Below are 11,683 nucleotides of genomic sequence, written 5' to 3' on the forward strand. Positions count from 1 at the left end.
ATGCCTCCGCTAGATCGGCAGCATATCCTGGCGTTCCGCCTTCGGCTTGCACGCTTTGCACAGACCGACGACCTGGCCTTCGGCATTGGAGTAAAAGATCAGCTTTTCGGACTTCTTTTTGCAGTAGGAGCATTTTTGTTTCAAGTTCCTGTACGCGGAAATGTTCGTTACTTTGCTCTTTCGGTTCTTGCGCCGGAGCGCCAGCCAGAGTAAGATGCCCGCCGCGAGCGCAGCGGCAAGCATTGCGTATGTCCATCCTCCCATTGCCGCATCCCTCACTCTCCCAAAATAACGTCTGGCTACGCAGCGTAGTCCGGCTCGTTTATGCTAAAAGGGAAACAGGCTGACGAAGATGCTATTCCGCCAACCCGTTCTTAAAGGCATAAATGGCCGCCTGCGTCCGATCCTCTACGCCAAGCTTGGCCAGAATGTTCGTTACATGGAATTTCACCGTTTTTACCCCGATAAACAGGTCGTCCGCTACGTCCTGATTCGATTTCCCGCGCGCAATCAGGCGAAGCACCTCCATCTCCCGGTCGGTCAAATCCTCATGCGGCAGCGCCTCCTGCTTCGGCTGGCGGAACCGGTTCATCATTTTCGTCGCCACCTGGGCCTCGAGTACAGGCTGGCCTTTCGATGCGGAGCGAATCGCCTGTGCGATTTCGTTCGCCCGCGACGTTTTGAGCAAATAGCTGAATGCGCCGGCCTCGATGACCGGATACATTTTCTCGTCGTCAAGGAAGCTCGTGAGCACGATAACCTTGCAATCGGGATGCTGCTGAAGCAGGCGGCGCGTCGTCTCGATCCCGTCCATGCCTTCCATGACGAGATCCATCAGCACCACGTCGGGCCTGTATTCCAGAGCGAGCCTTATGCCTTCCTCTCCGCTCCCCGCTTCGCCTACCACCTCGATGCCGTCCTCCGTTCCGAGCACGGCGGCGAGTCCGATGCGGACCATCTCGTGATCGTCCACCAAAAGCACCTTTATCGGCGTATCCATTAGCTCTCTCCTTCCCGTATTATGCGATTTTACTCGGCCGCTCCCGCATGCTCAAGCTGCGGAGATTGTTCGCCCGTCGAAATTTGAACGGTAATCGGTACCCGGATGTCGATCCGCGTTCCCTTGTCCGGGGCGGTGACCAGATTGAGCGAACCGCCGATTTCGTTCACGCGTTCCTTCATCGATACGAGCCCATAGGAAGCATGCTTTTGCGAATCGAGCTCGAAGCCTACCCCGTTATCGCGAATGACGAGCCGCACCGCGTCGGCTGCAGGCCGGACTAGCCGAATTTCAAGCTTGGATGCCTTGGAGTGACGCAGGGCGTTGGAGAGCGCCTCCTGGACGATTCGGAATAAGTGGTCCTCGATTCCTTTGGCCAGCTGAATGGCCTCGTCCATTTCCCAGTCGATCTGAATCGGCACTTTCGCCTGAAGCTCCTGAAGAAGCTCAAGCAATGCTTGCGCAAGGCGCTTGCCCTCCAGGTGGACGGGCCTTAAGTGCAGCAGGAGCGCCCGCATCTCCGATTGGGCGACGGCGGACATTTCTTCAATCAGCTGAATTTGCCGTTTCGCTTTGTCGAAATCCTTATCGAGCGTCCGCGCAACCGCGGTAGCCGTCATGGAGATGGCAAAAAGCTGCTGGCTGACCGCATCGTGCAAGTCGCGCGCAAGCCGCTGCCTCTCTTCTATAACCGCAGAATACCGGGCCTTCTCGGCAAGCTGCGCGTTGTCGTTGGACAGCCTCTGGAGGGAGTTTATTTGCTCCTCCCACTTCTGGCTGATGCGTCCAAGCTGTTCGCCGAGCCTCCCGATCTCGTCTTCGCCGAGCGGCGGGATCGTCCTCGATAAATTTCCTTTCTCGAGGTATAGCATCGCCTCGCGAAGCTGTTCGAGTCTGCGAATTACCCGGTTCGTATACCAATAACCGAACGCCGCGCCTAATATAACGGCAATACCGATCAGCAGCAAGCTTATTTTAACGCCGATCTGCCAAGTCTCGAAAGGCCTCAGAAAGCCTCCCGAGGATAGAAAGTATACAACGACGCCAAATAAAAAAAGGCAGAGAAGAATGGACTCTCCCATGTTGCGCCAAATCATATTGGTCAGCCTGCGATTCATCCACTTCTCTCCTTCATAATCCCCACAAAGTGAAGCGCTGCTTTGAAGCTTAGTCCTATTACTTTGCGGGGGGCCCCATAATCTTACTTATCTTTCTTATCACATAACTTTTATGTCTACATCTCCTACGATATAGGAAACGATCAGTTTCACTTTTTGTTCGCTGGCTTCATAATTGGGCGATTGCCAGACGATTTTGTTCAGCAGACCGGCTTCTTTCTCCCGCGCAACGTCGACCTGCCCGAACATGAGCGAGCACTGCACCGATACGCCCATATCCTCCGGCACCAAAATGTCGATGTCGCCGATAATGCCCTGCAGGACGACGACCGATTCCTTCTGCTCGGGTATCGCAAGGGATAAATCCATGTTCACTTCGCCGATCACATTCCATACGCTCATGTTTTTGAGCACCCAGGGCGCTTTGTCCCATTTCATGCTTTCCATCAGCTTATGCTTCTGCACGTACGACTCGTCCGGCTGCAGCTTCTTGGACCGTAAATAAAAGAAAGCGAATGAAAGCAGAATAATGGCTAAGACGAGCGGAAAGTTGTTGCCTAAAATAATGATAGCGCCGACAGCAAGAAGAATATATCCTTTTTTGCCGGAAGCCGTTATGATGCTGTGCAGCCCCAAGAGCATCAAGCATAATGCCGCGACAATGTAAAAGCCGAACGCCTTGTTCACAAGAAGAAAGACGCCGGCGCCGATCAAAACCATGTAAGTATTCCGCTTGTTGTACCGTTTTGATTCGTTCATTGCCGCACCTCCTTGTGGCCAATCGTTCGGCTTGCATTTATCTCCGGGATGGGAAGAAAAGCCATAGAGTTATTCCCTATGGCTTTCTTGCCTCAGTACTCGCTAGCATATCATAATTTTTCCTATGCTCAAAGCGTTTTTCGATGTGGACTACGCTTGCTCGGAAGCGGTTTGCGTAGTTTGCGTATCTTGCGGCGCGTTTACGCCGAGTTTGTTTTTAAGCAATTGAAGCTGTTCGTCGACACGCTGCTGCTTGACCGGATCGATCGGCGCATAGGACGTGTATCCTGCAGAGGACGCGGCCCCATAGCTTCCGCCGGCCGGTACGTAAGGCTTGCGGGCAACTTCGGCTTCCACTTCCATTTGGATGATTTTCTCTTCCATACGGTGGAAACCGCGGGAGGCATGACCCGATTCGATCGTGTTGGTCGCCGTTACTTGCGCCATTTGCTTCTTCGCTTTGGCCAGTTGGGCACGGGATACGAGCTCGCTGCGCTTGTTGCGCAACTTGTAGTACTCGCCCTTCATTTCGTGCAGCTGCTGAACGAGTTCTTCCGCCTGCTGCTTCGATTGGGCATGCATGTCGCTATACTCGGCGATCTTCTGATCGTGATACAGCTTTTCTTCAAGAACTTGTCGAGCCGCTTCCTCGTGGCCGTTCTTCAGAGCGTTGCCCGCTTGCACTTCGCGCTCCGCCGACAACTTGATCGATTCTTGCAGGCGCTGCTGCAGTTTGCGTTCGTTCGCGATTTGCTTGGCTACCGTTACTTCCGCTTGTGCGATTTCTTCCTCCATATCGCGGATGTATTGGTTCAGCATAATAATCGGATCTTCCACCTTATCCAGTACTTCGTTGATCGATGCTTTCGTCATATCCTTAATTCGTGTAAATACGCCCATTGTGTTATTCTCCCTTCTCGTATTTGGCCAATTTGGCCCGGAGTTCGTCAAGTTCTTTGCGCATTGCTTTTTGTTCGATGTCTTTCATCATGTCATCCAACTCTTGGTTGGATTTGTTCATTTGCGGCGGAACCGGAGGCTGCGGCTGCGGTTGATGCGGTACGGTGTGCGAGCTGTAGCCGTAGCTGCTTACAGGAGGCTGCATCGGCTGGCTGCCGTACATCGGCGGCTGTGCCGGCCCCGGTCCGAACGGGTTTCCGTGCGGCGGGAACATTCCCGGGAATTGCGGTTCCTTCGGAATCACAATGCTTGCGATAATGTACAGGAAGATGACGGGGGCGCCGCCCGAGAAGATCGCCGTTGCCACAACGATGAGCCGCAGCAGCGTCGGATCGACATTCAACATTTCCGCCAGTCCTCCGCACAAACCTGTCAGCTTGCTGTCCCTGCGGGAACGGTACAGTTTTCTCATTTCGACGACCAACCTTCCTGTTCAAGCTTTTTGCGAAGTTTGCCTAATTCTTGATCGAGCGCGGTGTTCAGCGTCATGCCGACTTGAAGCATCGCTTCCCGGCCGATTTTGCGCAAATCGCTAAGCGATCTGGCTTCCATCTCCATATCGGATACCCGATCCTCCAGGCGGTTAAACATGCGCGGAGTCGGATTGAAGCCGGTCCCGCTCATATAATTGTTCATCCGCTGCTGCAGGCGGGCCGTCTCGATGCGTGCCATGTAGTAGCTCCGCTTGGCCGCGACTTCGTCGTGATCGGCTTTCAGCTGCCGGAGCTGATCTTCCAGTTCGAGAATCGATTGCTTGCTTTGCTCGTAAAGCTCGCGGTACTGGTTGCTCTTCTCTTCGTGCTGCATTTTCTCGTGAAGGGCGATGCGCGCCACTTCGTCTTCGCCGGCTTTTAGAGCCGTCAGCGCTTGCTGCTCGCGCTTTTCCTTGTACTGCTCCGCCGTCAAATAATGCTGCCGGAGCGTTTGAGCATGATGCATCGCCTGGGTGTATAACCGCTCTGCCTCTTGAATATGCTGCCGTTGCTCGATCAGGTAACGATCGATCAAACGAACCGGATCTTCGGATTGCTCCAGCCGCTCGTTTAGCGTAGCGACCGTCATGTCACGCACTCGTCGTAGTATGCTCACTGCTTATCCTCCTTCAACTGATCCCCGTAAAGTTCGGAAACCGGTTAGCTTTAGCGGGAAACCCGAAATTGATCTATATGGTTATGTGCTTGACTTCTTCTCTTAATAGGTAGCGTTCTTCTTCAAGCTGGTCACGCCGTAGCCGATAAGCCCGATCGCGATCAAGATGCCGATGAATCCTGTAAATTTCCCCAGCAGGATAATGGCGCCAATCACCATGATCACCCAGCCGAAAAAGGTTTTACCGTTCTTCACTCCGTAAAATCCGAGCCCGACCATGGCGAGCGGAATCAGATAACCCATCAGCCATCCGAAGCCAAAACCGACTTTATCCAGCAGGATCAGAGCGCCGCAGGCGATCAGGAAGAGGGCGAAGCCTCCGTTTCGATTCAATCTCATTTTCGTTCACCGCCTTTCGTTTGTGTCTCGCTTGCTTATGTCCTTATTCTAGACCGATTCTCTCTTTGCCAAAACGGACCGGCGGCGGTTTTTGCACCTGGACTTAAGTCGGGGCGCATGACAGACCCGCGGGGGAGCGGAGCTGCGACTCCAAGCTTGCCCATAAGAAAAAGGAGCCTGGCGGCTCCTTAGGTTTTCTATGAATACGGCAGAGCGGCGCGGCACTAGATAGAAACGATAGTCACTTTCCGTTCCTACGCAGCAGGCTCACTCTAATGAAGCCCGTTTCCGCTCCGTTTCGTCACATACAAGGAACCGTCGCTCTGCAGCTCGGCAAAGAACACGTCCTCCACCGCTTCGATTCCCGCCTCGCGCAGCTCGCGCTCCAGCCATGCTTGCGACAGATGAAGCTCCTGCAAATTTTTGCGGACGATCTTGCCGTCGACGATCATTTCGGTCGGCACGTACTTCCGTTTGGAAGGATGCAGCGCGATATCTTCCTTCGTTACGGGCTCCTGCTCAGGCTTTTTCAATACGCTAAGCTGCCCGTTAGGCTCAAGGATCGCATACTCGACCTCCTTGACGCTAAATATATGATTGTTGCGCAGCAGCATGCTTAAATCGTCCATATTCAGACGAAGGCGGGCTAACACCTTATCCTGAATGATGCCTTTCTTGATGACGATACTCGGTTCGCCGTCCAGCAGCACGCGGGCTCTTGGCGATTTTAAGGCGATCAGCTCCATGCCAATCGACAATAATGCCCAGGCAATCAAGCCCGTTATGCCTGCCGTAAGCGTAATGTCCCGGTGCACGACCATATCGCCCGCTATATTGCCGAGCGCAATTCCCGTAATATAGGTGAAATACGTCAGCTGGCCGAGCTGTTTTTTGCCGAGCAGGCGCGTCATCAGAAGCAGCACCGCAAATCCGGCGGTCGTCCGCAGCAAGGTGATTCCTATCTCTTCCATGTTTCCTCCCGCACGCTAGTTTCCTATATCCATATACTAGCCATTGTTTCCGGGCTGCTTCGATCTCAAACCGCCTCATCGAGCCGGTAAACGATCCTGCTCCCGCATAGACGCATGAATTAGGAAAGAGAAGAGTAGAAATTGAACGCGGTTCCTTGCTATGATGGGGGAAACCGTATTGGAAGGGAAGACCCCCGATTTGAGCAAAAATAAAATTATCGAAGCTGCCGTCAAGCTTTTTTCGGAGCTCGGTTATTATCGAACCAGCATGGACGATATCGCGAAGCAAGCGAACGTCGCCAAAGGAACGTTATACTATCATTTTTCAGGCAAAAGCGAGCTGTTCGAATCGATCGTCACGGAAGGCTTCCGCATCCTGAAAACCGAGATTGCCGAGGTGCTTGATCGCCACCGCGATACGGACGACCAAATTCGCCTCATCGTCCAGAAGCACGTGGAGGTATTTCTGACATACAGCGAGCTTGTCCACATCATTTCCAAGGAAATATCGAACGGAATCGAAACGGAGACGCTTGAGAGAATCGAGTCGCTCAAAAAATCGCACATCGACTATTTGGCGGACGTGATGAGAGGCGGATACGAAGAGGGCGTGCTGAAGCCTTTGCCGTTCGAGCTGGCAGCTGCTGCCGTCATTGGCATGATCGAGAGCGCTTGCTTATACTACAAGAAAAACGAGCATCGCATGTCCAAAGCCGAGCTGCATGAGGTGATCGACGCTTTCGTGCTGTCCACCCTGCTCACGGAAGGCTCTTGCTAACCTGCATTCAATGAACGACGGCCGATCCCTATGCGTCAGCATGAGGACCGGCCGTACATTTACTCAGAAAAAATCGGCTAAATACGTCGTCCGGGCAGGCAGCGCCGCTTCCAGCTCCGCCGCGGCTTCCCCGCTACCGCACAAGCGGCCTAGCGCATGCAGCTGCAGCGGCTTCCTATAGCCGAACAGCATCGCCGTCAACGTGCCGATCCCGCAGGCAAGCCGCTTCTCCGCTCCGGAACCCTCCTTCGGATCATGCGTCCCCTTCTCATGCCGTTCCACCGCAGCGCTTCCCGCTTCGTCGATCCTCACTTCAAACAATCCGTCGTTCCACGGCGCATGAGCGTCCTCGATCTCAAGCATCAGCCGCCTTTTCGCGCCTTGGGCAAACGGATATTGCCGCAGCAGAGCTTCGGCGTCCACAATACGCGCCATGAAATACGTAATGATTTCTTGTTTGATTTTGGGATCGTCCAGCAGGAACGGCAGCGGATCGTCGATCGGCGCCTTCAGCGTGACGCTTCTGATCATCGAATCGTGGTTTGCGATAAACCGCCACAGCCCTCTGCGCGCTCCTTCGTCCAGAAATGCGATATCATGTACGGTCATCTCGAAATTGGCTATCCGGTAATACACATAGCCGGCAGGAGAACCTTCCGCGTCGTAATAGACGGCTGCCGTCCCCGGTTTGCCTGCGAACAGCTTCTGCTTCCACCAGGCTTCATCGCGGACAAGCATGCCGTTATAGCGCACCGCGTAAGCTTCGTAGATCCGGTTAAGCAGCTCCGTGTCCGCAGTCGTCTCCATATAACCGCCGGGATCGGCGAATTTGGGCAGCTGAGCGGTTTCCAGCGAATATTTTTTGTAGTCGGTATACGTTTCCCAGCCATACTTCCGATAGAAGGAGAACGAAAACGGGTTCAAAAACGATACCGTCCTGCCGCTCGCACGCATCGTTTCCAGCCCCTGGCGAAGAAGCTTGCCGACCATCCCCTGCCGCCGGTATTCCGGCCAAGTCGCCACGCTCGCTACCCCGCCCATCTCGAGCCGAATGCCGTTCAGCCATGTCTTCATCGGGTAAACCGCCATTTTGGCCGCCAGACGCCCGTTCACGAAATAGCCCCAAAAATCCTCCGCCTTCAGTTGCTTCAGCTTTTCCTCCGCCGCTTCGGGCGTCAGCGTGTACTGAAACGCAAATTGCGACAAGCGCAAGCTTTCCGGCATCTCTTCCACGGTCAATTGCCTGATTTCGATTTCCATTTCAACCCTTCCCTTTCCGCTTAGCGTAAAGCTTCTTTTTTGTTCATTATACACGTCTTTGCGGAAGAGTCGAAGGCATATCGCTGTCCCGAAAATGACCAAAATATTACATACAACCCGCCTGCTGTAAAATTTTACAGCTAAAATTCGGCTCCTGCCTATGCTATGATTTCCCTAGCAGTCTAGTAGATTTTGATGGGAAATACCCCAGCAACAAGCACTTGCTAGACGCATACGATCCTTGTCCAGAAGGACAGTCAACAACAGCATACTAGGAGGCGCACACGATGAGGAAAAATATGGCCAAACTGGTCATCGCCGGAACGCTTTGTTTCAGCATGATGCCGATTCAAGCACTGGCACAATCGACAACTACGCAAACCGCCACCGTCGTCCAATCCGTCAGTTTCAGAGAAAAGCCGTCCACTTCGGGAGAACGCATTCGTTATCTAAAGAAAGGCGAAACGGTAACCGTCATCGACAAACCGAACAGCTACTGGCTTCATGTCAAGGACGGCAGCGGCCGAACCGGCTACATATCTTCATCCCAGACCTACATAACCCTGCAAACGAATACGGCCCCTGCGCCTAGCGTGCCGAGCGGCAAAGCGAACGCCGAAGTCGTCGCCAGCGTTTCATTCCGTACAGGGCCTTCCACAAGCGATGCGCGCATCCGCTATTTGTCGGCAGGCGAACAGATCACGATCGTCGATAAAGTCAACAGCTATTGGTACAAAGCGACCGACAGCAAAGGCGTGACCGGCTACGTCAGCACAAGCTCGTCCTATATTAAAACCGACTACACGGCGCCGGCGCCGGCTCCGACTCCGACTCCAACGCCGACTCCAACGCCGGAGCCGCCCTTGCCATCCGGCGCTGCCGTCGAAAAAGCGATTGCCGCCGGCATGAAATTCCTGGGTACGCCATACGAGTATGGATCCAGCAGATACGACAATTCGACGATGGACTGCTCGGATCTTGTGCGTCAAGCATTCCTGAACGGCTTGAACCTTCGCCTGCCCGGCGATTCCCGCAGCCAAGCCAGCTACGTGAAGAACGTCGGCAAGACGACTACCGACTGGCATAATTTGAAACGGGGCGATCTGCTATTCTTCATGTCGTATAAAGGCACCAAAGCATCCAGCTATGCCGGCATCGACAAGGCTTCGCAGAGGATTACCCATGTCGCGATCTACTTGGGCAACGGTCAAATTTTGCACACCTATTCCAAGGAGTCCGGCGGCGTCCGCATCGACAATCTGGCAGGGAAACACTGGGAATACCGCTTCGTTTTCGGCGGCTCGGCCTTATAATAAGTACCCAATCGCCGCACCTTCCGCGTGGAAGGTGCTTTTTTTATTCCAACGGGGCTTATGCCAAATGCAGGGCGAACGTACGTTTAATAGGAATTTATAATCTTAATTTAAGGTAGCTCTCCTATTTGGTTTCTATAATAAAAGACAGACATAGAGATATCCTATAGAGATATGTAAAGAGAAGACCGTCGGAGGAGAACAATTTATTCGGATTTTCCATACAAAGTGCGCGGAACCGGTGTTCTACACCTGTTCCGTTCCCTTTGTGCGGAATTTGGAGGAGGAAACAGGTTACACATGTACGTTAGAGAGGAACCCAAGAAGCGAGGGCGCATCGCGGCTTATGCCGTTATTGTGCTCGTTTGCGTAGGCGTTATCGCCTTATACTTAAATACGACGGTCATGGCCAAAAAGCCCGACTACTGGCCTACGGCAGGCTGGAAAACGGCTGCGCCGGAGGAACAGGGCATGGATTCGGCCAATCTGGCCGCGATGTTCGATCAACTGAAGGATCAGAATGTGCACAGCCTGCTGATCGCCAGAAACGGATATATCGTGACGGAGGCTTATAACAGCACCACCGAAGCCGATCAGAAGCAGGACGTTTTGTCCGTTACCAAAAGCGTAATGTCCTCCCTCATGGGGATCGCCATCAATCAAGGCAAAATCGGCAGCGTCGACGAGTCCGTATCCTCCTACTTGCCGGAGCTTACCATCGATTCCGACACAAGGAAGCAATCGATCATGCTCAAAAGCCTAATGACGATGACGTCCGGCCTGACTTGGAATAATGAAGACGAACGCTCGTCCAAAGAAATGATTGCAAGCCCGAATTGGATTCAATACATTGAAGCCCAAGCGTTGGAAGCGAATCCGGGCACCAAATTTGCGTACAGCAACGGCAACGCCCATCTGCTGTCTCCGATCCTGCAAAAGGCGACAGGCAAAAACGCTGCCGATTACGCCAAGGAAGTGTTGTTCCAGCCGCTCGGCATTACCGACGTCAACTGGACGAACGACCCGCAGGACATACCGAACGGCGCTTGGGGCTTGCAAATGACCTTGCGCGATATGGCCAAATTCGGCTACCTGTTCCAAAATAACGGCAAATGGGAAGGCAGCACGGTCGTTCCGAAAGAATGGGTCGAGAAATCGACGTCCGAATTCGTCGGAGAAGGCTTCAAGGACGGCACGAAGCGGGGGTACGGATTCATGTGGTGGCTCCGCAACAAGGGCAATGCAGCGCCTGCTGATAAAAAGTACGAGATGTATTCGGCTGTCGGTTCAGGCGGTCAACGCATCGTCGTCGTGCCGGAACAGAAGCTCGTTATCGCATTTACCGCCGATAACAGCGACAGCTTTTTCGCCGATAAGCTTATTGACGAGTACATCGTACCTTCCGTGCAATCTGCGAAGGCTCTGCCGGCCAACGAGCAAGCTAACGCCCAGCTGCAGGACCAAATCGCTCAATTCAAGCAAACGAGCGACGTAGCCAAGCAATAGCTTCGAGAGCTCGCCTTCGGCCTTCGGCAAATGAAGTAACCCTCCTGACCGATAAAAAAGCGGTTCAGGAGGTTTTTTTATTAGGTTCGCAAACTGGTTTCGTCGAGCGAAGCCGGTCAAAGCTTTTACCGGGGAGGATTTTGACTGGCTGTTTCGAGCGTGTTCGAGATCCCCCCGATTTTAGACGACGCTAAAGGCTGCTAATTCGACGTAGCTATCTAATATGCTCGGATTAGACAACGGCAAAGACTCTTATATGGCTCGAAATCAGCTGAAGCGGCTCATAAAGGGCAATTAGAAGACGATAGAGACACCTAAAATCGCTTTTTCTTTCGAAAACCACGAAATAGACGACGGTAAGGGCTCTTATCCAGTGGTGAGACCCGGCTGTGTACGGGAGACGCGATGGTATCCGCTGTGCAGGGAGTGAGCGACAGCGCCGTTCATCCGGCTTTTGTGCAGGGAGAGCGCGGCAGTACCGCTCCGCTCATCCGGCTTTTGTGCAAGAGAGCGCAGCGGCGCATCCTCGA

The 11,683-nt window shown here is 53.4% G+C and carries 13 protein-coding genes; 3 read left to right on the plus strand and 10 right to left on the minus strand.

Translation table 11 applies throughout. From position 1 onward, the window contains the following. Positions 1–9: 9 nt before the first annotated feature. The 9 genes from ACKGJP_RS29855 to ACKGJP_RS29895 form a co-directional block, all read right to left on the minus strand. On the minus strand, positions 10–264 hold the full coding sequence (locus ACKGJP_RS29855; RefSeq protein ID WP_409342412.1) for a hypothetical protein: 255 nt from the start codon (positions 262–264) through the stop codon (positions 10–12). Positions 265–355: 91 nt separating this feature from the next. Beyond that, positions 356–1,000 carry a response regulator gene (locus ACKGJP_RS29860; RefSeq protein ID WP_409342413.1) on the minus strand — a complete coding sequence of 215 codons (645 nt, stop codon included), beginning with the start codon at positions 998–1,000 and terminating at the stop codon, positions 356–358. A gap of 29 nt (positions 1,001–1,029) precedes the next feature. Next, a complete protein-coding gene (locus ACKGJP_RS29865) occupies positions 1,030–2,118 on the minus strand; it encodes a histidine kinase (protein ID WP_409342414.1) in 1,089 nt (362 codons plus the stop codon). Positions 2,119–2,217: 99 nt separating this feature from the next. Beyond that, the gene (gene liaF / locus ACKGJP_RS29870) at positions 2,218–2,877 is read right to left on the minus strand and encodes a cell wall-active antibiotics response protein LiaF (RefSeq protein WP_409342415.1); all 660 of its coding nucleotides are present in this window, start codon (positions 2,875–2,877) and stop codon (positions 2,218–2,220) included. A 150-nt stretch (positions 2,878–3,027) separates the two neighbouring features. Continuing rightward, positions 3,028–3,777, minus strand: a complete 750-nt coding sequence (locus ACKGJP_RS29875) for a PspA/IM30 family protein (protein WP_409342416.1) — start codon at positions 3,775–3,777, stop codon at positions 3,028–3,030. Between the two features lie 4 nt (positions 3,778–3,781). Beyond that, positions 3,782–4,249 carry a PspC domain-containing protein gene (locus tag ACKGJP_RS29880; RefSeq protein ID WP_409342417.1) on the minus strand — a complete coding sequence of 156 codons (468 nt, stop codon included), beginning with the start codon at positions 4,247–4,249 and terminating at the stop codon, positions 3,782–3,784. Then, positions 4,246–4,926, minus strand: coding sequence for a PspA/IM30 family protein (locus ACKGJP_RS29885; RefSeq protein ID WP_409342418.1), 681 nt, complete (start codon positions 4,924–4,926; stop codon positions 4,246–4,248). Before ACKGJP_RS29885 ends, ACKGJP_RS29880 begins: the two co-directional genes overlap by 4 nt. 102 nt (positions 4,927–5,028) lie before the next feature. Beyond that, a complete protein-coding gene (locus tag ACKGJP_RS29890) occupies positions 5,029–5,325 on the minus strand; it encodes a LiaF transmembrane domain-containing protein (RefSeq protein ID WP_409342419.1) in 297 nt (98 codons plus the stop codon). A gap of 272 nt (positions 5,326–5,597) precedes the next feature. Continuing rightward, positions 5,598–6,296 carry a YetF domain-containing protein gene (locus ACKGJP_RS29895; RefSeq protein WP_409342420.1) on the minus strand — a complete coding sequence of 233 codons (699 nt, stop codon included), beginning with the start codon at positions 6,294–6,296 and terminating at the stop codon, positions 5,598–5,600. 199 nt (positions 6,297–6,495) lie between these two features. Between ACKGJP_RS29895 and ACKGJP_RS29900 the strand changes: the two genes are divergently transcribed. Continuing rightward, the gene (locus tag ACKGJP_RS29900; RefSeq protein WP_409342421.1) at positions 6,496–7,074 is read left to right on the plus strand and encodes a TetR/AcrR family transcriptional regulator; all 579 of its coding nucleotides are present in this window, start codon (positions 6,496–6,498) and stop codon (positions 7,072–7,074) included. Between the two features lie 63 nt (positions 7,075–7,137). On the opposite strand, the gene eis is transcribed toward ACKGJP_RS29900, so the two are convergent. Continuing rightward, the gene (eis, locus tag ACKGJP_RS29905; RefSeq protein WP_409342422.1) at positions 7,138–8,334 is read right to left on the minus strand and encodes an enhanced intracellular survival protein Eis; all 1,197 of its coding nucleotides are present in this window, start codon (positions 8,332–8,334) and stop codon (positions 7,138–7,140) included. A 287-nt stretch (positions 8,335–8,621) separates the two neighbouring features. Between eis and ACKGJP_RS29910 the strand changes: the two genes are divergently transcribed. Beyond that, positions 8,622–9,647: an SH3 domain-containing protein gene (locus ACKGJP_RS29910; RefSeq protein ID WP_409342423.1), complete on the plus strand. Its 1,026-nt coding sequence runs from the start codon at positions 8,622–8,624 to the stop codon at positions 9,645–9,647. 300 nt (positions 9,648–9,947) lie between these two features. Continuing rightward, positions 9,948–11,153, plus strand: a complete 1,206-nt coding sequence (locus ACKGJP_RS29915; protein WP_409342424.1) for a serine hydrolase domain-containing protein — start codon at positions 9,948–9,950, stop codon at positions 11,151–11,153. Positions 11,154–11,683: the final 530 nt, after the last annotated feature.

This window comes from Paenibacillus litoralis (assembly GCF_046244365.1).
Taxonomy (GTDB): domain Bacteria; phylum Bacillota; class Bacilli; order Paenibacillales; family NBRC-103111; genus Paenibacillus_V.